This is a genomic window from Nostoc foliaceum FACHB-393 (assembly GCF_014698505.1).
Classification (GTDB): domain Bacteria; phylum Cyanobacteriota; class Cyanobacteriia; order Cyanobacteriales; family Nostocaceae; genus Nostoc; species Nostoc foliaceum_A.
On sequence record NZ_JACJTD010000003.1, the window covers coordinates 113742 to 135856 of the forward strand.

General features: G+C 42.2%; 23 protein-coding genes. 11 read left to right on the forward strand and 12 right to left on the reverse strand.

The window, feature by feature from the left end:
- Positions 1 to 43: 43 nt before the first annotated feature.
- On the reverse strand, positions 44 to 724 hold the full coding sequence (locus H6G92_RS03865; protein WP_190890961.1) for a polysaccharide deacetylase family protein: 681 nt from the start codon (positions 722 to 724) through the stop codon (positions 44 to 46).
- 206 nt (positions 725 to 930) lie between these two features.
- Here H6G92_RS03865 and H6G92_RS03870 point away from each other — a divergent pair, with 206 nt between their 5' ends.
- The 3 genes from H6G92_RS03870 (at position 931) to H6G92_RS03880 (ending at position 4049) form a co-directional block, all read left to right on the forward strand.
- Positions 931 to 1767: an RnfABCDGE type electron transport complex subunit D gene (locus H6G92_RS03870; RefSeq protein ID WP_190890964.1), complete on the forward strand. Its 837-nt coding sequence runs from the start codon at positions 931 to 933 to the stop codon at positions 1765 to 1767.
- Positions 1768 to 1795: 28 nt separating this feature from the next.
- On the forward strand, positions 1796 to 3172 hold the full coding sequence (locus tag H6G92_RS03875; protein WP_190890966.1) for a DUF2330 domain-containing protein: 1377 nt from the start codon (positions 1796 to 1798) through the stop codon (positions 3170 to 3172).
- Between the two features lie 226 nt (positions 3173 to 3398).
- On the forward strand, positions 3399 to 4049 hold the full coding sequence (locus H6G92_RS03880) for a sigma-70 family RNA polymerase sigma factor (RefSeq protein WP_190890968.1): 651 nt from the start codon (positions 3399 to 3401) through the stop codon (positions 4047 to 4049).
- Between the two features lie 292 nt (positions 4050 to 4341).
- Here the strand turns inward: H6G92_RS03880 and H6G92_RS03885 are convergent, their stop codons facing one another.
- Positions 4342 to 5280, reverse strand: a complete 939-nt coding sequence (locus H6G92_RS03885) for an alpha/beta fold hydrolase (protein ID WP_190890970.1) — start codon at positions 5278 to 5280, stop codon at positions 4342 to 4344.
- Positions 5281 to 5366: 86 nt separating this feature from the next.
- On the opposite strand from H6G92_RS03885, the gene H6G92_RS03890 reads away from it, so the two are divergent.
- Together H6G92_RS03890 and H6G92_RS03895 are read left to right on the forward strand one after the other, a co-directional pair.
- The gene (locus H6G92_RS03890; RefSeq protein WP_190890972.1) at positions 5367 to 6251 is read left to right on the forward strand and encodes a shikimate dehydrogenase; all 885 of its coding nucleotides are present in this window, start codon (positions 5367 to 5369) and stop codon (positions 6249 to 6251) included.
- Positions 6252 to 6358: 107 nt separating this feature from the next.
- A complete protein-coding gene (locus tag H6G92_RS03895; RefSeq protein WP_190890975.1) occupies positions 6359 to 7588 on the forward strand; it encodes an alpha/beta hydrolase in 1230 nt (409 codons plus the stop codon).
- A gap of 51 nt (positions 7589 to 7639) precedes the next feature.
- On the opposite strand, the gene H6G92_RS03900 is transcribed toward H6G92_RS03895, so the two are convergent.
- Positions 7640 to 8275 carry a hypothetical protein gene (locus H6G92_RS03900; RefSeq protein ID WP_190890978.1) on the reverse strand — a complete coding sequence of 212 codons (636 nt, stop codon included), beginning with the start codon at positions 8273 to 8275 and terminating at the stop codon, positions 7640 to 7642.
- A gap of 140 nt (positions 8276 to 8415) precedes the next feature.
- Between H6G92_RS03900 and H6G92_RS03905 the strand changes: the two genes are divergently transcribed.
- Positions 8416 to 8847, forward strand: coding sequence for a biotin carboxylase (locus H6G92_RS03905; RefSeq protein WP_190890980.1), 432 nt, complete (start codon positions 8416 to 8418; stop codon positions 8845 to 8847).
- A 264-nt stretch (positions 8848 to 9111) separates the two neighbouring features.
- Here H6G92_RS03905 and H6G92_RS03910 read toward each other — a convergent pair whose 3' ends face one another.
- The 3 genes from H6G92_RS03910 to upp all read right to left on the reverse strand — a co-directional run bounded on the left by H6G92_RS03910 (position 9112) and on the right by upp (position 10579).
- Positions 9112 to 9372 (reverse strand): YggT family protein, encoded by a 261-nt coding sequence (locus H6G92_RS03910; protein WP_190890983.1) that lies wholly within the window; start codon positions 9370 to 9372, stop codon positions 9112 to 9114.
- Between the two features lie 127 nt (positions 9373 to 9499).
- The gene (locus H6G92_RS03915) at positions 9500 to 9853 is read right to left on the reverse strand and encodes a hypothetical protein (RefSeq protein WP_190891464.1); all 354 of its coding nucleotides are present in this window, start codon (positions 9851 to 9853) and stop codon (positions 9500 to 9502) included.
- Positions 9854 to 9928: 75 nt separating this feature from the next.
- Positions 9929 to 10579, reverse strand: a complete 651-nt coding sequence (upp, locus tag H6G92_RS03920) for a uracil phosphoribosyltransferase (protein ID WP_190890985.1) — start codon at positions 10577 to 10579, stop codon at positions 9929 to 9931.
- Positions 10580 to 10857: 278 nt separating this feature from the next.
- On the opposite strand from upp, the gene crtH reads away from it, so the two are divergent.
- Positions 10858 to 12351, forward strand: coding sequence for a carotenoid isomerase (gene crtH, locus H6G92_RS03925; protein ID WP_190890987.1), 1494 nt, complete (start codon positions 10858 to 10860; stop codon positions 12349 to 12351).
- A 16-nt stretch (positions 12352 to 12367) separates the two neighbouring features.
- Here the strand turns inward: crtH and H6G92_RS03930 are convergent, their stop codons facing one another.
- Complete coding sequence (locus H6G92_RS03930) at positions 12368 to 12940, reverse strand: carboxymuconolactone decarboxylase family protein (protein WP_190890990.1); 573 nt, start codon at positions 12938 to 12940, stop codon at positions 12368 to 12370.
- A gap of 100 nt (positions 12941 to 13040) precedes the next feature.
- Between H6G92_RS03930 and H6G92_RS03935 the strand changes: the two genes are divergently transcribed.
- Positions 13041 to 13616, forward strand: a complete 576-nt coding sequence (locus H6G92_RS03935) for a TetR/AcrR family transcriptional regulator (RefSeq protein ID WP_190890993.1) — start codon at positions 13041 to 13043, stop codon at positions 13614 to 13616.
- Between the two features lie 114 nt (positions 13617 to 13730).
- Here the strand turns inward: H6G92_RS03935 and purT are convergent, their stop codons facing one another.
- The 5 genes from purT to H6G92_RS03960 form a co-directional block, all read right to left on the reverse strand.
- Positions 13731 to 14894, reverse strand: coding sequence for a formate-dependent phosphoribosylglycinamide formyltransferase (purT, locus tag H6G92_RS03940; protein ID WP_190890995.1), 1164 nt, complete (start codon positions 14892 to 14894; stop codon positions 13731 to 13733).
- A 65-nt stretch (positions 14895 to 14959) separates the two neighbouring features.
- A complete protein-coding gene (locus H6G92_RS03945) occupies positions 14960 to 15442 on the reverse strand; it encodes a pentapeptide repeat-containing protein (protein ID WP_190890997.1) in 483 nt (160 codons plus the stop codon).
- A gap of 156 nt (positions 15443 to 15598) precedes the next feature.
- A complete protein-coding gene (locus H6G92_RS03950) occupies positions 15599 to 17365 on the reverse strand; it encodes an ABC transporter permease subunit (protein WP_190891000.1) in 1767 nt (588 codons plus the stop codon).
- 44 nt (positions 17366 to 17409) lie between these two features.
- Positions 17410 to 18360, reverse strand: coding sequence for an ABC transporter ATP-binding protein (locus H6G92_RS03955; RefSeq protein ID WP_190891003.1), 951 nt, complete (start codon positions 18358 to 18360; stop codon positions 17410 to 17412).
- A gap of 205 nt (positions 18361 to 18565) precedes the next feature.
- Positions 18566 to 19420, reverse strand: coding sequence for a mechanosensitive ion channel family protein (locus H6G92_RS03960; protein ID WP_190891006.1), 855 nt, complete (start codon positions 19418 to 19420; stop codon positions 18566 to 18568).
- A gap of 296 nt (positions 19421 to 19716) precedes the next feature.
- Between H6G92_RS03960 and leuB the strand changes: the two genes are divergently transcribed.
- The 3 genes from leuB to H6G92_RS03975 all read left to right on the forward strand — a co-directional run bounded on the left by leuB (position 19717) and on the right by H6G92_RS03975 (position 22099).
- Positions 19717 to 20805, forward strand: a complete 1089-nt coding sequence (gene leuB, locus H6G92_RS03965; protein ID WP_190891008.1) for a 3-isopropylmalate dehydrogenase — start codon at positions 19717 to 19719, stop codon at positions 20803 to 20805.
- 89 nt (positions 20806 to 20894) lie between these two features.
- The gene (locus H6G92_RS03970; protein ID WP_190891010.1) at positions 20895 to 21155 is read left to right on the forward strand and encodes a hypothetical protein; all 261 of its coding nucleotides are present in this window, start codon (positions 20895 to 20897) and stop codon (positions 21153 to 21155) included.
- A gap of 95 nt (positions 21156 to 21250) precedes the next feature.
- On the forward strand, positions 21251 to 22099 hold the full coding sequence (locus H6G92_RS03975; protein WP_190891013.1) for a prepilin peptidase: 849 nt from the start codon (positions 21251 to 21253) through the stop codon (positions 22097 to 22099).
- Positions 22100 to 22115: the final 16 nt, after the last annotated feature.

Consider the following 22115-nt stretch of genomic DNA (forward strand, 5'->3'; position numbering starts at 1 on the left):
TAGAGCGAATTATTAACTTTATCTATGCTTAAATGTGTAACAATCAATGGTTTGCTTTAGCTTGCTGCCATATAGTATCAACAGTCACAAACTCATAACCTTGTTGTAGCAGTTGCGGAATCAGAATTTGGATTGTGGCAGCAACATCTTGTCCACCACAAGCACCATCATGCAAGACAATTATTGAACCATTTTTGACCTGCTCCATAATTCGCTCTACTACAGTGGTTACACCTGGTCGCACCCAGTCTTCTGGTACAACACTCCACATAACTGGGCGGTAATTCCACTGGAAAAATAATTTTAAAGTAGCAGGTGTAAAAAAACCATTGGGGGGGCGGACATCTCGCACTTGTTCAGGTTGCAGGTTGCAGGCATTGTAGATAGCAACTTGGGTTTTTTCTAAACTGTCCTTCAGGTCATTTGGCGAAAGCATAGGAAAAGAGCGATGATCGTAACCATGCAATCCGATCCAGTGTCCGCGATCGCTAACGGCTTTAGCAATGGCTGGTGAACGGTTGACGCAAACACCTAACCAAAAAAAACTCGCTGTAATATTGTAACGGTCTAACACTGCCAAGACTTCGGGGGTGTATTGAGGATGGGGCCCATCATCAAAGGTAAGTGCGATCGCTTTAGCATGGAGATTTCCATTCCAAAGGCAATTGGGAAAACTCGGCTGGAGAATGCGGTAGAAAATTGGGAATAGAGGTGCAAATTGCATTTTGAGCCTTTCCGTAGCTTTCAAGAAATTTTATACATTCATTTCTCAAAACCGTCTAATTTAAAATCTATATCTGACCTCATACTTGGGGGCTTTTAGACTTAACTATCCTATTTTGTAACAAAATCTGTAACAGCAATGTTATGGCAGGTAACTCTCGACTAAATTGGGGAGAAATCTACGAGTAATCCCTGACTAAAAGGGTAATGTTGCTAAAAGATATACGTGATTATCAAATTCTCTTTCTGGGCTTATTTCTAGTCTTGGGAATCGGCACACGAGATTGGACGCTGCGACCAGAATTAATTGGGGTAGCGATCGCAACCAGTTTGGCAACCCAATGGATATTGTCATTAGTTACTGGCAAAGAACAAATGGCAAATCTTCGGAGTGCTTTAATTACATCTCTGGGACTGGGCCTACTTTTGCGGGCTGATCACTGGACAACAATGGCAATAGCCGCAGTAATTGCGATCGCCAGCAAATTTATCTTTCAAGTTGGTGATAAGCATTTCTTTAATCCTACCAATTTTGGCATCATATCTGCCTTGATTCTGACCCCTGATGCTTGGGTTTCGCCGGGACAATGGGGTGAAGAGTGGTGGTATGGGCTATTATTTGCCGGCACTGGCGGCATGATTTTGCAGCGTGTTGGTCGCTGGGACACTACAGCAGCTTTTTTGGGTTCCTACTCCTTGCTAGAGGCGATTCGCAATCTCTGGCTAGGTTGGACTTGGGATGTTTACTGGCATCGATTGATGAGCGGGTCTTTGCTGCTGTTTGCCCTATTTATGATTACAGATCCGCGATCTATTCCTAATTCCCGAATTGGGCGTGTAGTTTGGGCAATCTGCATCGCCGGATTAACTTTTATCCTGCGAAATTATTTCTTTGTTTCCACAGCAGTTTTCTGGGCGCTGTTTGCCCTTGCCCCATTGACTATCTTATTTGATGTTCTTTGGTTGGCCCCAAGGTTTGCTTGGCAAGAAGGGGATAAGGAAGCAGAGAAGGCGGAGGGAAAACTCTTAACTCTTAACTCCTAACTCAGCACTAAAAAAGTAGAGGTATAAAATGAAGTTTTTTCGCCTTTTAACGCCATTATTGTTGGCAATTGTAGCTGTTTTGTGCTTTACACCCGCAGCTTGGGCATTTTGTGGATTTTATGTAGCCAAAGCTGATACAAAACTGTATAACAAAGCTTCTCAGGTGGTAATAGCGCGGGATGGCGATCGCACTGTCCTAACAATGGCAAACGACTTTCAAGGCGAAGTCAAAGATTTTGCAATGGTAGTTCCTGTGCCAACCGTGCTACAAAAAGAACAAGTTCGTGTTACTGAACCCAAAATTATCGAACGCCTAGATGCTTTTAGTGCGCCGCGATTGGTTGAATATTTTGACTCAGATCCTTGTGCCCAAGTTTACAACGAAAATTTACCACAAGCTGCACCTAGACCAGCAGCAAGCCTTGAGTCAGGGAGTACGAGAGGCCGTGATGCTAGTTTAGGCGTGACAGTGGAAGCACGTTTCAACGTCGGCGAATACGACATCTTAATCCTCAGCGCTAAAGAATCTGGTGGATTGGAAACTTGGCTCAAACGCAATGGCTACAAAATCCCCAGAGGTGCAAAACAGTTACTTCAGCCTTACATCCGCTCCTCAATGAAATTCTTTGTTGCCAAAGTCAACTTGGATAAATTTGAGAAATCTGGCTACCAGTTCCTTCGTCCGCTACAAATTTCCTACCAGTCACCCAAATTCATGCTGCCAATTCGCTTAGGCATGATCAATGCTACGACAGAGCAGGATTTGATTGTGTACATCCTCTCGCCCCAAGGACAGGCAGAAATCACTAACTACCGGACGGTAAAAATTCCCTCCAACACAAATATTCCCTTGTTTGTCAAAGATGAATTTAGTGAATTCTACAAATCCATGTTTCAAACTATCTACACCAAAGAAGACAGAAAAGTTGGTTTTTTAGAATACGCTTGGGATATGGGTAGTTGCGATCCTTGTTCTGCCGATCCCCTAACCCAAGAGGAACTCAAGCAAGCAGGCGTATTTTGGCTAGATGATAATTCTGCAAGCAATGTACCAATACGCCCCGGCTTTCGTCGTCCCTTTCCTAGAAGTAATGTCTTCATCTCCCGCTTGCATGTCCGCTACACCCGCAACAAATTCCCTGAAGACTTGATGTTCCAACAAACTGCCAACAGTGAATCTTTCCAAGGGCGTTATGTTTTGCAACATCCGTTCCAAGGGGAACTTAAATGTCAGGCGGGTAGAGAATATAAACGGTCTTTACCCAAGCGTTTTGAACAAGAAGCGCAAACTCTGGCTAAACTAACCAACTGGAAAATCCAAGACATTCGTAACAAAATGAAGCTGAGTGTTGGTAATCTGACATATTCCTGGTGGGAAACTTTATTTTCCTGGCTGGGTTTATAGTCATCGTGGCGAGCGTGGAGATGAGCGAGTTTTGAGTAGCCAGTGCTGAGTGGGGAATCTCACTTCTTTACTTAGAACTCTGAACTCTGAACTCTGAACTCTGAACTTTTTTGCCCAATGCCCAATGCCCTTTGAAAAAAGATATAGCATCTTGACGAAAGGTAATTTTTTAAGGCGTTGTTATAGGCAATACTAAGATATTCTTGCTTTCTGTCCGAAGATTGTCATGGTTCAATTCGATGAACAGCTACGCGGCTTAGTTACCGAAGCCTGTGGACACCCACCTGGAAGCCCTCAGCGTCAGAAGCTGCTCACGCAAATTATTCGCTTGACAGCAAATAAACTCTGGAGGGAAAGTACTCCCTACTATCAAGATGCATTACAACAAACTTGGTTGTATTTCTGCCGCAATGTTTGTGAAGGTTTAACAGGTCAAATCTATGACCCCAATTATGGCAGTGTTGTCACTTGGCTAAATGCTTACCTAAAACGTAGACTACAAGACTTTTACATTAACCAGAACCGGGAACAAGCTATAACAGTCCCTCTTCGGGTTCGTCAGTCTACATCGGGTGGAATAAGTGAAACCATTGATCCTGTAGATAACCTCCCAGCTAGCCCCCAAGCACCTCCCATTCTGGAAGACTTGGAGATATGGGCTAAGACAGATTCTGAAGGAGAACTGCGCCGTACTTACATTAAAGGACATCCAGATGTGAATTGTCAGATGTTAATTCTCAAACGCCTACCTCCAGAAGTTAGCTGGAGAGAATTATCTGAGGAATTTGGGTTGTCAATTCCGACATTAAGCAGTTTTTATCAGCGCCAGTGTCTACCACGTTTGCGTAAATTCGCCGAATTTGAGGGATTGTTATAAACAAGGGAGAAGGGGAGTCAGTCGGTTGCGAACTCTCCCAAAGATAAAAAGACTTCTAATGAGGATGTTTGAAAAGTATTATTGCTAACATCAAAATCTTAAAAACCTAACCCCCCTAGCACTCCTTCCCTACAAGGGAATGGGGGTTTCAAAGCCCCTCGACCTTTCGGGGAGAGGAATGGAAACGGGTTTTTAGTATACTTTTCGACTTTTCAAACATCCTCTAAGAGGTTTTACTACATAAAACCTCTCCCTGCCTTGAACTAAAGTTCAAGGCAGGGAGAGGTTCGTATCACTTGGTAATAGACAAAACCCAATCGCCTAAAAGTTGGTTTACTTTATCGGGTATTTCATCATGGGGACAATGACCGGCTGTTAAGAAATGTTCTGTGAGTTCAGGATAATATTGACGAAATTTTTGAGAACGTTCTCTAGCATTCATCCAAGGGTCAGCTTCTCCCCACAACATCAACAGAGGACAAGTTAATTGCTTTAGTAGCACATCAACTTTTTCTCCTTGAGGAGTGCTAAAGACTGACACAAATACTTCCATTGCACCAGGATCATAAGCAGGGCGAGAAATTTCTTCTACTAATTGTTCTGTAATGGCACTTTTGTCAAGATAAACTTTTTCTAGAGTTTGGCGAATTACCCAACGTTGTCGCACGTATTGAAATAACAAAGATTGGGCTAAAGGTTGTTGAAAAATCCACTTAGTGCCGTCACCAAGAAGTTTCTGCAAAGTAGCGGGTTGTTTTGGAGCCTGAATTTCTGATTGTAAAGCTTCAGGCTCAGATGTAGACTGGCTTTCGCTAAAAGGCCCTGCACTATTGAGCAAAACTAAACCAGCCGCACTGTCGGGACGTTGCCCTGCAACACACAAGCCAGCGTAGCCACCAAGGGAATTACCTGCTAATACTGCTTTTTGACCAATTACTTCACTGATAAAATCATGGAGTTGGTCACGCCACAAGTCGCCGCTATACTGCAATTTCGGTTTTGCCGATCGCCCGAATCCTAAAAGGTCGATCGCAAATACTTCAAAATCTTGACACAATCCTGTGATATTCTTGCGCCAGTGGTCTGTGGAAGCACCAAAGCCATGTACCAAAAGCAAAGGCGGACGTTGCGCTTGCTTCTCTCCCGCACGCACATAATAAACGTTGTGCCCGCGCCACTGCCAATATTTACCAGGAATTGGGGTTGTAGAGAGGGCTGTAGTTGCCTGCATGATTCAAAGAATTGTTAAGTAGCTTTTAATAATTGTAGGCTAGTCGAAGGAGTGAAGGAGCAAGGGAGACTGGAGGGGAATCACTAATGACTAAAGAAAAATTGATTACAGGCAAAACTAGACTACTAGGGGTAATTGGACATCCAGTGGAGCATTCGCTATCGCCAGCGATGCATAATGCTGCGATCGCTAATTTGGGATTAGACTACGTTTATCTTCCCTTTCCTATCGAACCACAGAATTTAGAGGTGGCGATCGCGGGTTTCGCAGCTATTGATCTTGTCGGTTTTAGCGTGACAATACCTCATAAGCAGGCAATCATGCCTCTCCTCTCAAAAATTACCCCTCTTGCTCAAACTATAGGCGCAGTGAATACTGTTAGTCGCCAAAATAATCAATGGGTGGGGACAAACACAGATATAGAAGGATTTATCGCTCCTTTGCAGACAACGTATCAGCAGGATTGGAGCCAGAAGGTAGCGGTAATTTTAGGCAATGGTGGCGCGGCCAGAGCAGTTGTAGCAGGTTGTCACCAACTAGGTTTTGCCAAAATTCATGTTGTTGGGCGTAATGTGCAGAGATTACAAGAATTTGGTAATAGTTGGAGCAATTCACCCATAAGCGAAAATTTACAAGTTCATCAATGGGAGGAATTGCCAAAGCTAATTCCCCAAGCAAATCTGCTGGTAAACACAACCCCCATAGGTATGTATCCCAAGGTTGATGAGTCGCCTTTGAGTCTAGAGGAAATAGGGAATTTACCCAAGGGTGCGATCGCTTACGATTTAATATATATTCCGAAACCGACGCAATTTCTTCAGCAGGCAGAAAAACAAGGCGCAATTGTGATCGATGGCTTAGAAATGCTAGTTCAACAAGGGGTAGCAGCATTAAAAATTTGGTTACAGCAGGAAACTGTACCTGTAGAAGTGATGCGCCAAGCATTGCAAAAGCATTTAGGTTTAGGTTGATGGAGAAATAATTACCTTATTTACCATTTACAGATAAATCTATTGCCAACCTTAGCATTGGCGGATAGATTGTACTTCTTTAAGTCATTTGTCCCGTCCTTTCGTCTATGTTTGCTAAACCCAAAATACTTTTATCATGGCTTGTATTATTACTAAGTTTTGCAAGTCTATTTCTTAGTTCTTGGATTCTTCTTCCTGCTCCAAATATGTTTTTACTAACGCTAGCAGTGGGAGCGCCAGAAGTCAGTCCTTGGTTATTGTTATTAAATTTGCTATCTTTATTGCTTTCTTTGTTTTACATCCGTCGCCGTAAACTACAGCGTTTAGCTTATATTTTCAGTTTGATAGGATTGCTAATTTGTGGATGGGTGCTAGTGAATATCCCACTAACTCAAATGCAGATGGCTAAAGCGATGAAACAAGGACTGGGAACAAATTATCTAGAGCAAATTCCAGTCCAAGTAATGGCTAAGATGCAAACCCATCCCTTTAACTTAGTTAATTTCTTCCGGGGTATTCCATTAGAAAAAACGCGTCATCAAAAAGATATTCTCTTTGCTTCTCCTGCGGGAGTGCCTTTAAAAATGGAAGTTTACCAACCCGCAGAGGTAGGGAAATATCCAGCAGTGGTGGTAATTTATGGTGGAGCTTGGCAATATGGCAATCCTCATGCCAATTCTGAGTTTAATCAATATATCGCTCATCAGGGATATACGGTATTTGCGATCGACTATCGACACGCACCTAAATATCGGTTTCCATCTCAGTTAGATGATGTGCGTACAGCCCTGAATTTTATTCGCAAACATGCAGCCGAATATGAAGCTGATTCAGAACGTATGGTACTTTTAGGACGTTCTGCGGGAGCGCACCTAGCAATGCTAGCGGCTTATCAAGCGGATGCACCACCCATTCGGGCTGTGGTGAACTATTACGGGCCTGTTAACTTAACTGGAGGATACAAAACACCACCAAATCCCGATCCTATCAACACCCGCGCTGTTTTAAAAGCATTTCTCGGTGGTTCTTTAGAAGAATTACCCAATCAGTATAAAATTGCTTCACCAATAAATTATCTGACGCACCCTTTACCACCAACTTTATTAATTTACGGCAGTCGTGACCATTTGGTAGAAGCACGATTTGGCAGACGGATGTATGAACGTTTACATGATTCTGGCAATACTGCGGTTTTTCTAGAAATTCCTTGGGCAGAACACGCTTTTGATGCTGTTTTTAATGGTGTGAGCAATCAATTAGCCTTGTATCATACCGAAAGGTTTTTGGCTTGGGCGTTGTTCAAGTACAGCAGCAATCAGAGTATAAAGGCTCATTAACGAAGTTCAAAGACTCATTGAGCTATATCAGAACTCCTAACTCCTAACTCCTCACTCCTTTTGCGGCCAGCGCCAGTTATAGCGATTCCATTCGTAGATTCCTTGAATTTCATACTCAGAGCCGTTGAAGAAGCGGACGACGCAGTTAGTAGAGGTATCATCGCGTAGGCGTAGCCCGTCGTAGACATCGCTAATTTCCTCGACCTTAATCACCATACAGGGAAACCATTCGCGCTTACAAGGTCCATCTTCTTGCACCCATTCCCATAGTGCATTGGAAACTTCAATGCGATCGCCTACTCTTAACTTTAGTGCATCCTCAAAATAAGAATACTTATCAAAATGATATGACTCAACCCGATTCAGCCACTGTAAACCATAACGTTGGCGAATGAATTGTACTGTTCCAGAGTCATTTTCTAGCAACCAGTCATTGAGTAATTGCACTTTCCAAGTGCGGTTACGTTGTTCTTCATCCTTAACAAACTGTAAAAATGCTTCTAACTCCTCTGGGGTAAGTTCGTCTAAGGGATTAGCAATATTTGACATCCCAAAGGTAGAATTTCCCTGAATTTGCTCGACCACTTGCAGTAATATCTGTTTCTGCGTGTCAGTGAGAGGACAGCTTGCTACATCACAACGATTAAAGGCTGCAAGCATAGCTGTTTCAATCTCATCTGGAGTCATAAGTTAATAGCAATTAAGGGTTTATTTCCCTAATTATTACAAATGTTAAATTAAAGTCTCTAATTACCCTGTAGTTAAATTCAGGTAAGCTGAGGTTATAAGTTACATATTGTTTGTTAAATGAAGTCACGGGGTCTTTTATGCAGTTGCGTTCACTCACGGTCGTTTTTATTTCCTGTCTCATCACCTTTCTATCGTGGGTGATTACTCCCCCAGCTGTAGCCCTGACACAGATTAAACTATTTGATGTCTCTTATAAAGATTGTCCACCAGAACTAGCACAAGGGGCTGTTATCAGTAGTGGTAGCGCCGCTGCCAATTGTTTTCTTGTGATTGGCAAAGCAGAAAATGGCACTAATAAGACAGTCTACGACGCAGATATTTTTGGACGCATCTATGATGCCAATAATGACTCGGTGATGCAAAACCGGACTCGCTTAGGTTCTATTACCGAGGTGCCACCAGGCATTAGCGATTTTGAATTGAGGATTTCTGTACCTGCGAATCAGCCTACTCCGTTGAAGCTAAAGCAGTTTAAGGCTGCCGGGTTTAGTGGTCAAGTGCGTAGGTAATAAATTTTAACTTTTACGGCTAAAAGTCTCGCACTTTATCGAAATATTCGGTATTGGGATGAATAGCGGATAAATAGGAATAGTCCCTTGACAGAATGTAGCGTGTAGCGGTGCTGCTTTCTTTCATAGTAAAATCCCACTTTAGCAGTATTTCTCTAATGAAGAGATCGCTGTTGGGTACTTGACCTTGCATAAGTCTGAGCTAGTTAGCCCAGACCTAAAATTCATTAGTTGAACATGGAATAAAATGCAAGTTCTGTGTTATCAGACGGCTTGCAAACCACCACCTACTATTTGAAGCAGTATAATCGCTAACATTGGCGAAAAATCAATGCCGCCCAATGGGGGAATAATTCTGCGAAATAGATTCAGATAAGGGTCAGTTATCTGGCTCAAAGCAGCAAATGGTTGGTCATACCAGTTAATCGTCGGGAACCAGGTCAACAGCACGCGAATCAGCAGCAGAAAAGTATAAATCTGCGTAAAAGTAGCCAGAGTGTTAATCAGTAACTCTAGAGGATTCATGGATAGTTTGGTTTCCTACTAAGTGTCAAACGCGGTCTTATCTTTTAATTTTAATTTAGTCCATGTCATGGTGTTTGCGGATTCCACATTTACCATATTTGACACTTTCACCACGCCTGAACAAACCTCAGGAGTCTTTAGTGAGGGTGCGTTCATTGCTTGCTTGGGGTGAACCGCCATTAACATTTCCCAGTTGCTTTCGCACTTCATCAATTGTGGCATTTAGCTGGGCAATTTTATCTTCTAGCGATCGCCTAGCCGTTTCTATGCCAATGCTCTCACTTTCTGAGGCTTTCATCTGACGCCGCTTTGCCGCTATCTTCTTAGCTTCGAGTTGGCTATCTGTCAGTTCTGCCTCCTCCTCCGTTAGCAATTCTGGATCGCGTCGAGAAGCAATCAGGGCCCCGATGACACCGCCAAATACGCCACCGACAACCGCCCCTGCTAAAAAACCACTGCCAAAACCATCTCGCTGACTCATATCTTTACCGCCTTCAACAAACCTTGCAACTTTTACAGTAGTTATGCTATTTTCCTGCCCTAGCTGCATACTAGCTTAAGTCCCAAAGATGCGATCGCCTGCATCTCCCAATCCCGGTACAATATACCCCTTGCTGTTCAGTTTTTCGTCAATAGTCGCGGTGTAAATTATTAAACCTGGATAAGCTTCACTCAGTTTTTGCAAAGCTGGTGGAGCCGCTACTACACAAATAATCCGCGTCAAGGCTGGATCAGCACCCCGTTGTGTCAATTCTGCCATTGCCGCCATGATTGATCCCCCGGTTGCCAACATTGGATCGGTAATCAACACTCGTGTTTGGGGGTCAAATTTTTCTGGTAACTTGTTCAGATAACAATGAGGTTGCAGTGTCTCTTCATCTCGCGCCAAGCCAAGGTGGTAAATCGATGCTAAAGGTAATAAAGTCTGCGCTCCCTCAAGTAATCCTAGTCCAGCCCGCAGAATCGGCACTACTGCCATAGGCACTTGCGGATCAATCACCGTTGCTGGACAAGTATCCAAAGGACTCTGCACCGCTGTTTCTTGGGTCGGCAACCAGTCTCGCGCAGCTTCATAAGTCAGCCATCTTCCCAACTCAGTCATGGCACTGCGAAATAGGACTGAAGGTGTGCCTGCATCACGGGCAACTGCCAGCCAGTGTTTGATCAGGGGATGGGGTGGAACATAAACGCGCAATTGTAGCGTCATAGCCGGAAACAGGCGCCTTTTTATTGTATGAGAACTGAAACACCATAATACTCCTTCCTGCATCCGGCTGACAGCTGAAAATTAACACTCTCATTTTTATTGATAAAAATTTTCATTAATAGTTGACATTAATTGTCAATCAAGGTTATATTGTTATACAGTGTTCTCCTCTCTTTTAAGGATCGGCAGACGGGATTAGCCAGCAGTAGCAGGCTCGTCCCTCTTTTTTGTCATTGGGTATTGGAAAATAAACAAAAGACTAATGACAAAAGGCAAAAATGCAAGATATTGATGCGATCGTGATTGGGTCTGGGATTGGCGGATTAGTAACAGCAACTCAGTTAGCGGCGAAGGGAGCGAAAGTGCTGGTACTAGAACGTTATTTGATTCCAGGTGGTAGCGCCGGTTATTTTGAACGCCAAGGCTATCGATTTGATGTTGGCGCATCGATGATTTTTGGGCTGGGACAAAACGGTACTACTAACTTACTCACCCGTGCATTATCAGCTGTAAATGTTAGCCAAGAAGCGATCGCAGATCCGGTGCAGATTCACTATCATCTACCCCAAGGTTTAGACCTGAAGGTTGACCGGGTTTATGAAAAATTTTTGCAAAATCTTACTGCTCATTTTCCTCATGAAGAACAGGGGATTCGTCGCTTTTATGACGAATGCCAAAAAGTATTCAAGTGCCTCAACAGCATGGATTTGCTGTCGCTGGAAGAACCTCGGTATCTACTGCGAGTCTTTTTCCAGAATCCTTTGGCGTGTCTTGGTTTAGCTAAGTATCTCCCCCAAAATGCCGGCGACGTGGCGCGACGTTACATCAAAGACCCGCAATTATTGAAATTTATCGATATGGAATGTTATTGCTGGTCGGTAGTTCCATCAGACATGACACCAATGATTAATGCTGGGATGGTCTTTTCTGACAGGCATTATGGCGGAGTTAACTATCCCAAAGGCGGAGTGGGACAAATTGCCCAAAAACTGGTGGAAGGTCTAGAGAAGGCTGGAGGTAAGATTCAGTACCAAGCTAGAGTCACGAAAATTCTCACAGAACAGGGAAAAGCGGTAGGTGTGCAACTGGCTAATGGTAAAGTATATCGGGGTAAACGCATAGTTTCTAATGCTACACGCTGGGATACATTTGAACAATTATTACCAGCAGAAGCAATGCCATATAATGAGAAAAAGTGGCAACAAAATTATCAAAAATCTCCAAGCTTCTTGAGTTTACACATCGGGGTAAAGGAGTCAGTTTTACCTGCGAAAACAGAGTGTCACCATATTTTGCTGGAACATTGGGAAAAGATGACAGCACCAGAAGGCACAGTGTTTGTTTCGATTCCCACATTGCTTGACCCAGATTTAGCACCTAGTGGATATCACATCATTCATGCCTTCACGCCTCACTGGATTGAGGATTGGCAAAAACTTTCTCCCAGTGAGTACGAAGCGAAGAAAGAAGAGGCGGCTGGGCGAATTATTGACCGACTAGAGAAGATTTTTCCAGGCTTGGATGCCGGATTGGATTATCTGGAGGTAGGCACACCGCGCACCCACCGCCGCTTTTTGGGTCGTCAGGATGGCACATATGGGCCAATTCCCCGGCGCAAGTTGTGGGGTTTATTGAATATGCCCTTCAATCGCACAGCTATTCCAGGACTTTACTGTGTAGGCGATAGTACTTTTCCTGGTCAAGGGTTGAATGCAGTGGCTTTTTCTGGTTTTGCTTGTGCTCACCGTATTGCCGTAGATTTAGGATTGTGAAGTATTTAGATTTCCGTCAAATACTATTGACGCTCTCGATTCCAGGCTTTGACCAAATGTATGGCTGAAATGGTTTATCAAGAGGCGTTTTAGCAATGTGGTTTGTGTAGTTGTGCATCACTTTAATTGCTATGCCCAAAATTACTTCTAGTACTTGTTGCTTACCATAACCAACTGCTAAAAATTCCTGAATTTCAGCATCTTCAACCCAACCCCGTGCTTGAACTATTCGTTGCGTAAAACAGCGCAGTGCTTGCAATTTTGGCTCTTTGAGTGGTGTATTATCACGTAGTGCTTGAATATCTTCACTCTTCATACCCATCATCTTTGCCAAGCCGGAATGGGCTGCCATGCAGTAGTGACACTCGTGTTCATAATTCACAGTCAAATAAATGATTTGCTGTTCAATTGGGCTGAAACTTGTCGTAGTAAACAAATCCCATAGTGTCATTGAACCTTTGAGCAACGCAGGTGCTTGGGCGAAAACTCCCTCTAAATTTGGAATAAACCCAAACGTTTGTTGTGCGTGAACTAATGCTGCTTTAGAGTCTTCAGGCGCGGTATCAATCGTGTAAATGGTAAATTCCATTGATTGTTGCCTCAAATGTACAAAAAAGTAGACAAGTTTGTCTACTAAAAGTTAGTGCTATTGTATTTCAAAGGAGACAAGATTGTCTACTCATTTAACTATGACTACTGAATCAAGTCACGCTCGGCAACAAATCCTGGAAACGGCTTCTGAACTCTTCTACCAGAAGGGAATTCAGCATGTCGGTATTAATGAAGTCATTGCAGCCTCAGGTGTTGCTAAACGGACGCTTTACCGTTGGTTTCCTTCCAAAGACTTATTAATCGAGGAAGTGATGAAATATCGTGCTATCCAGTGGTTATGCTGGTTTGAGGATGCAGTTTCAGAGCGAGGCATTACACCCAAAGAACGCTTATTAGGAACGTTTGATGTGTTGCGTGAGTGGTACTCAAGCCCCAATTTTCGGGGTTGTCCGTTCATCAATGCTGTTTTGGAAATTGCCGATGCCTCTCATAAAGCACATCAGGTTTCGGTAGACCTACGTGAGTCAATTCGACAAATTATTGTGCGCTTGGCGGCTGATGCAGGCGTTAAAAATCCAGAATTCTTTTCGCAACAGTACCTTCTGCTGATTGGAGGGGCCAGCTTAATGGCAACAATCGAACAGTCACCGAACGGAGCAACATTTGCTCAAAGTGCGCTCTCGGTTCTGATTGATGCCAACATAGGAAATTGACATGGACACATGGTCAATTACACAAAAGAAATTAGGTAGACCTCGCTTATATAGGTGCGACTTCTAGTAGTTCGGTGTTCTGGTACAAGATGTAAGTCAACTTAGTTAACAGAGCTAGATGATTTGAATTTTACTTGCAGCTTTCGTAGCTTTTTCCCTAGCCTCTTGTACATTAATACCTTTCGCTAAAGCTACGCCCATTCGCCGATATGGATGGGCACTAGGTTTACCGAATAATTTAATATCTACATCTTTTTCTGACAAAGCATCAGCTACACCACTAAAAGCAATAGAATCAGATTTTTGTGAGGCTAAAATTACTGCACTAGCTGATGCTCCTAGCTGTTCTATATGAGGAATTGGCAAGTCTAATATAGCTCGCAGATGTAGTTCAAATTCATTGAGATTTTGTGAGATTAATGTCACCATTCCCGTATCGTGAGGTCTGGGAGAAAGTTCAGAAAAAATCACTTCATCTTTAGTAATGAAAAACTCAACGCCAAAAATTCCGGCTCCTCCTAATGCATCAGTGACTTTTATGGCTATTTCTTGAGCTTTTAATATTTTGTCTTCAGAAATTAGTGCAGGTTGCCACGATTCTTGATAATCGCCTCTTTCTTGGCGATGACCAATAGGAGAACAAAAAATTGTCGGTGCATTCCACTGTTTAATTGTCAGTAAAGTTATCTCAATTTCAAAATTAATAAATTCTTCTACTATGACCTTTTGACTGTCTCCTCTAGAATTAGCGATCGCATAATTCCAAGCCTTCTCAACTTCACTCTTATCTTGCACTACAGACTGACCTTTACCAGAAGATGACATCACAGGTTTAACAACATTACCAAACCCAATTTCATCAGAAACTGCAATCAATTCTTCTAGAGTTGTTGCATAACCATATTTAGCCGTTCTGATGCCTAATTCTTGATGTGCCAGTTCCCGAATTCTGTCGCGGTTCATTGTATAGTTAGTAGCAGCCGCAGTCGGTATAACAGTAATTCCTCGCTGTTCAAATTCGAGCAGTTTTTCTGTTCTAATTGCTTCAATTTCTGGTATAATAATGTCTGGCTGGTGTTTCGTCACTACAGCTTCTAAATCATCAGCACTGAGCATAGAAATAACTTCATAAGCATCAGCAACTTGCATCGCCGGAGCATTGGCATAGCGGTCAACTGCAACCACATAATTACCAAGACGTTGAGCCGCGATCGCAAATTCTTTTCCTAGTTCTCCTGAACCCAGCAACATCAATTTTTGGGGCAACTTAATACTCATTAATTTATCCAGGTCAATCTCAATTAAATAATTTTATAATTTTGTGTGTTTTAATTACCATCTTCTCAAAAATTAAATCTAGCACCCCGTAGTTGTAAATCTTGACGTTGCAGATGATTTAAACCAGTACCTACTCCAAGCTGACACTTATCTACTAGTGTCTCTAACCAAATAGTCTCGTTCAAAGTTGTACCTCGTAAATCGGCATTTCTCAAGTCGGCTTTCGTAAAATTTGCAAATAAGAGGTCTGCATTGACTAAACTGCTACCTTGTAAATTTGCTCCTGATAAGTTTCCTCGGATGAAATTTACGCCATCTAAAATTAAACCAGATAAATCTGCTCCTATAAGATTAGGAAATTTTAGCTGACTTGGATATTTAAAAAATCGCATCATACAAATGATATTTGCTTCATTTAACCGTATTTTGGTTAAAAAGTCATAACGAGCTATACCCAATTGTTTAAGAATTTGCAGACGCTGTGGAGGACTTTGCTCTAAAAACTGAATGGCTGTGTGGCGTAGGTCGTGAGTACGGTTATTTAACATGATTTTCTGATTGTAGTGATACTTAAAAAGATTAAAAATTGAACAGATTATGTAAGTAAATAATAGATAATATAGCAGTCCTAAATCATTCATGAAAAAGAATAACCCCGATTACTTTGAAAAATCGGGGTTCTAAATTTAGAGATAACTACTTACCTAACGTCCTGCCAATAATGCTTTCGTAGCAGATTCACCTGCTAATCTCACCTGCCTTGTTAACTGGAAGTTTAACAAAGCTAGAACACTCAACTCAGCGAGGAGTGCCATAAAAATTGTTGTCGTCCCAGCGTATTCTATAGCTGCCCAAGGAAAAGTTGAAAACAGCCATACATTAGGATATTTCCACGAGGAGATGCCGATAACTTCTAGAATCATCGGTGGTAGGAACGTGATTGCACCTATAGTACCTATTGCCCAGAAAGAACGTTTGGGAGTTTTGAGCAAAAGTATCAATTGAGCGACGGTAGCATAAATCATCATTAAGCTGATAGACAAAGCTATAGCTAAAAGTACTTTAAACCTGCCAATATCGTTACTCAGCAAATTTTGGCCATCGTTCGCATCAAAAACAGATGTAAATGAAATCCAAACTAGCCAAGGGATAGTAACAATTGTAAGATTAATTGCGATCGCTACGAGTGCAGGGCTTTTTTCAGCCCAAATTAGCTCCTGCCATACATTCTTGTGGCTAGAAAATCCTTGATGTCTATATCTTGCCCAATCTTGTACATCTTGGCGGTGAGGAGAAAGAACCGCAATTAAACTTAAAATTAACGCCAAGTTGTAAAGTACCAGTAAAATATAATTTTCCCCAACCTGTTCAACCCATCTTTCGTTATTTTTACCAACTTGTAGAGCAAATCCCCACATCATGAACTGGCAAAAAGCTACTAATAAATAACTTTGCTTTTTGCTGATTATTGAGCCTTCAGGATTACGAAAGCAACGTTTAAGAGCTTGCGAAATCCCATAACTGCACAATCCAAAGTTAAGTAAGTGGAAACCAACAATACTAATAACACTTGCCCCTAATGGTAAATAGAAAAACTGCCAGTTTTTCAGGGGATAACCATTAGATAGATTGAACAAATTAGGAAAAAGATAATTTGTTACATCCCAAGGACTATAGAGTCTGAACCAAGCAGTTGAATTATTTAAATTGTTGTTATAAGACGATGCCAGTACCATCGTTGTGAACAAAAAAAGCAATACTGCACCACTACCTAACCAAGGCTGAAAACCGCTGAACCAACGACTAACTAAGCCAAAGAGTAATGCAGCACTGTAGAATAAAATACAGCTAGCAGCAAGAATTGCGTAGTAACTCAAAATGTAACTAAAGGCAATTTTGGCAGAACGCCCAGCCCACAAATGTAAAGGAATTGCTGCTAAGATAACGAGATAAATTAAACTCGGGACTCCTAGCAATTTGCCAGTCAATATACTTGTTTCTGATTGGGGACTGAGACGGATAAAATTCAGCGTACCGCGAGTTTCTTCTTTGGCTAAGTCGTTGATTAATAAATAAGTCCCTGCAACTAATAGTGTAAATACAAAAATTACACTAAACGCTAGGAATATATATTCCCAATGGTCTCGCCACCACAACTGCCAATCAATTTCATTTTGTGGGCAAAAATTATTTGAGATTAAATCATTGAAATCATTAATTTTAGATGGAGATGATTGTTGGTAAATCTCTTTTTGCCGCCATTCATATACTTTACGCAAACGACAGTATTCGCCAGTAAGAGAGTATTCATCACCAGGGAAATCGCGGAACTGATATAAAAAAACTACCAGTTGCAGTAATAAGGATGTTGCAACTGCGATCGCTACATTAAAAAATTTCAGCCGTCCTTTGAGTTCCCGCAATAGTTGCGGATTCCAATCGCCAATTTTGTCTATTAAATTGAGAATCATAGCAAAAAATTCTCCAAAAGTGGGGAGTGATATTTATTGACGAATCAAGATGCTTGCTTGTGACCTAATTTTAAGAAAATAGTTTCTAAGTCTTCTTGTATGCAGTGAAAATCAGTCAGAGGAATGCCTGTTTTAATGAGCGATCGCAACAACTCAGCACTATCTTCATCTTTGCCCGAAAAATTCACCCTTATACTGTTTTTTCCTGGCATCACCTCCCACTCTTCTACTAAATGATGATGTTTCAATTCCCTTAATAGTGCTTCTAGGTTCCCCAGAGTTGATATCACAATTTGCTGGTGGGCAAGACGTTGATAAAGTTGTTGTAAAGAGGTACTTTCTACCAAAAAGCCAAGTTCCATAATTCCTACAGAAGTACACAGTTCAGCTAAATCACTGAGAACGTGGGAAGAAATGATTACAGTCATCCCAGCTTCTTGTAAAGCCTTGATGATTTCGCGGAAGTGCATCCTGGCGATGGGATCAAGCCCAGAAACAGGCTCATCTAGTAGTAGTAAAATCGGTTCGTGGATAATGGTTCGCGCTAAACTTAAGCGCTGTTTCATCCCCCGCGACAGAGTAGAAATGCGACTATTGCGTTTATTACCAAGTTGGATTAGTTCTAAAACTTCATGTAAGCGTTGAGTGCGGCGTGGTTCTCGTAAACGATAGAGACGCGCAAAATAATCTAGGTAATCCCAGACTGTCAAATCCTCATACAGTGGGTAGTCATCGGGTAAGTAGCCTAGACGACGCTTAAGCTTGGGATTACTCTTGTCACGGAGTAGGCGATCGCCATTAATATAAATCTCACCCGTAGTTGGTTCCTCAGCAGTTGCCAACATTCGGATGAGAGTTGTTTTACCCGCGCCATTCGGCCCAATCAGTCCGTATACTTCTCCCGCCTGGATTTCTAAATCAACATCATTGACAGCAACATGGCGGTCAAATTGCTTAGTTAGTCCACGGGTACAAATTGCTAATTCTTTTACCATCGCTGCTGGGGTGCGGCTTGTGATTAACAGTTAACCTAACCTTTTTCTACAGCTATTGTCAGTCTGGTTTCGGAAATTGAAACTGACTATAAGGAAATTGGCGACATCAAAAAGTAGTTAAGGCATAAGCCTTAACTACTTATTAATTCTTATTCTGCTATTTAGCAAATCTTTGCAAATAAAACCTTGACTTTTTACTCTACTATCAAGTTATTTCGGATAGTGGTGGGATGGCGTTATTAATCCCATTACCAGATGAACCGTTAACTGTATAACGGTATTCGGGAATTGGATATCCAGCTTCGCTAAAGGTTTCACGGATAGCTTTATTAGTGTCGAAATAAACCTGCCAGTAATGGTCATTATTGCAATAAGGACGTACTGCTAGTACAGGCCCTGCAAAGTTGAAATCCTGAATTTCTACATCCGGTGCTGGATTTTGAAGGACATTAGGAATTTGGCTAATTTTCGCTTTCAAAAGTGCGATCGCTTCGTTATGTCTCACATCATGATGGAGTTGAGCTACCAAATCAACCCGACGGTAAGGATTGGCAGAATAATTCTGGATATTGTCAGCAAAGATTTTATTATTGGCAACAATCGTCAATACGTTATCAGGTGTATTAATACTAGTTGTGAACAGCCCAAGTTCTGTAACAGTACCTGTGACACCTGCTGTCGTAATGAAATCACCAACTTTAAATGGTCGAAAAACGATTAAAAATGCTCCGGCTGCAAAGTTTGCTAGTAGTCCTCCCCATGCTGCACCAATTGCAATGCCGGCTCCTGCTAGCAATGCAGCAAAGGAAGTTGTTTCAACCCCAAAGAAGCCGAGAATTGCCACAACTAGAACAATTCTCAACGTAACGCCAATGATATTCAGAAGATAGTTAATGAGTGTCGGATCAACGTGTTGGCTTCGGAAAGCACGTCGGGCTAGCTTCAATCCAAAATCAATCAAGCGTTGAGCAATCAGCCACAGAGCGATCGCACCTAGAACTTTCAGCCCAAACTGAGTTAAAAGTTGACTAGCAACTACGCTAATTTGTCTGAAATCCATAATTTTTTATTTTTTTGTTTGTGAATTATTAAACACAATAAACATACAATAAATTAAATAAAAATCTCCTATGGATACTTTTTTTTAATTTTTGGTGTGTTACGCAGTAAAAAGCAAAGTGTTATCGAAGAATGTCTGGAAATTTTTGGACGAATATAAATAGTTTCTGGTGGGGTAGGCATCTTACCTGCCCTAAAAGTACAAGGGGCATCATATAAATAAATTAAAAACTCCAACGGTACATTTTGCTAGGTATGATATTTGATCTGTAAGCATTTACCTAGTAATAATCAGCTATGACCCAGAACTACCGCATTACTCTACTCCCCGGCGATGGCATTGGCCCTGAAATTATGGCAGTGGCGGTAGATGTGCTGAAAGTCGTAGGGAAGCAATTTGATCTGAAGTTTGAATTCCAAGAAGCCCTCATCGGTGGTGCAGCAATTGATGCCACAGGTGAACCCCTACCATCTGCCACTCTAGAGACTTGCCGTAACAGTGATGCTGTATTACTCGCCGCCATTGGTGGCTATAAGTGGGATTCTCTGCCATCCAATTTACGCCCAGAAGCAGGTTTGTTAGGATTACGTGCAGGTTTAGGATTATTTGCCAATTTGCGCCCAGCGAAAATTTTGCCCCAGTTAATTGATGCTTCGACTTTGAAGCGCGAAGTTGTCGAAGGCGTGGATATTATGGTGGTGCGCGAACTCACTGGTGGGATTTACTTCGGTAAACCCAAAGGGATTTTTGCCACAGAAACTGGTGAAAAACGCGGTGTAAATACAATGGTTTACACCGAGTCGGAAATTGAACGTATTGGGCGAGTGGCGTTTGAAGCGGCTAAAAAACGCGGTCGGAAACTCTGTTCGGTAGATAAGGCGAATGTATTAGAAGTATCGCAGTTGTGGCGCGATCGCATCACCCAACTTAGTACGGAATATCCAGATATCGAACTCTCTCATTTATATGTAGATAATGCAGCTATGCAGTTGGTACGCGCTCCCAAGCAATTCGACACCATAGTTACAGGCAATTTGTTTGGTGATATTCTTTCTGATGCTGCTGCTATGCTCACAGGTAGCATTGGGATGTTACCCTCAGCTAGTTTGGGCGCTTCTGGACCTGGTGTATTTGAACCAGTTCATGGTTCCGCCCCAGATATTGCCGGACTTGATAAAGCAAATCCTCTAGCACAGGTTTTGAGTGCGGCGATGATGTTGCGCTACGGTTTAGATCAACCAAAAGCGGCAGATCACATCGAACAAGCCGTATTGCAAGTTTTAGAACAAGGCGATCGCACCGGGGATATAATTTCTCCAGGCAAAAACCTCTTAGGTTGCCGCGCTATGGGCGATGCACTGATTTTAGCTCTTGAAGGAAAATAATAAATAATGCAACTTGGGCAATTTGGCAACCTTTGCCATAAGTTTCGGGTAGACTAAAGGGAAATCTAGCAATCAAATAACAGTCGATAGTGTACGCATTACGACAAGGTCAAGCAAATTTTACCGCCCCAAAGATCCAATCGCCTTTGATTGATCCCGCCCTAATCAGAGCCGCTGGGCAGATATACTATACTCACTGTGAAGTACATCCCGAAATAGCTGGGCAATCTTCCGGTGTAGCAATTAATCGTGTGACTCATCGAGGTAAGGTTATTTTTACTAACCAACCAGTTCTTTTACCTCAAGAATGTTTTGTGCCGTTGAGTCAAATTGAATCGCACATGTATTAGTCATTGATCATTGGTCATTAGTCATTAGTTCTCGACAAAGGACAAAAGATAAACGACAAATGACACAGAAGAAATGACAAAGGACAAATGACTGTATGGACATTTTGTTCGCCGTTCCGGCGAGTGTAATGGTCTTTGCTTTGGGTGCATCTATTGGCAGTTTTATCAACGTTATTGTTTACCGGCTACCTGCTGGGTTGTCAATTCTTTGGCCGCCCTCTCGTTGTCCCCACTGCTTAAACCAGCTAAAAGCTTACGACAATGTACCAGTATTTGGTTGGATTTCGTTAAGAGGGCGGTGTCGATATTGCAAAAGCAAAATTTCTGTCCGTTATCCTGTGGTAGAAGGGGTAACGGGCATAATTTTTTTACTAGTTTTTTTGGTATTTCAAGTTTCGACTTTAACAATAGGCTATTGGGCTTTTTGTAGTTGGTTATTGGCACTATCGCTTATCGACCTAGATACAATGACCTTACCCAATCCACTTACTCAGTCGGGTTTAGTGGTCGGGATTTTATTTCAAATGGTGGTTGGTTTTTTACCAGAGGCTAGTTCCGTGGTATTGGTAAATCACCTGATGATGGCGATAGTTGGCGCAGTATTGGGTTTATGGCTGTTTGATGCGATCGCCCTATTGGGTTCAATTGCCTTTGGTAAAGCTGCAATGGGTGCGGGTGATGCCAAGTTAGCAGCCATGATGGGAGCCTGGTTAGGGTGGAAATATTTGCTCTTGGCTAGTTTTATTGCTTGTTTCCTGGGAGCGTTAGTTGGCAGCAGTCTCATTATGGGTAGACGCAAAACCGCCAGTCAAAAGACATCGCTACCAAGGTTAGGACAAAAGATGCCTTTTGGCCCTTTTCTGGCTTTAGGATCTGTGATTACTCTGTTTAGTGGCGAAGCCATTTTGTCTAGCTACCTGCGGTTATTTTTTCCAGCGTCTTAAACTGAGCACAAAAAAA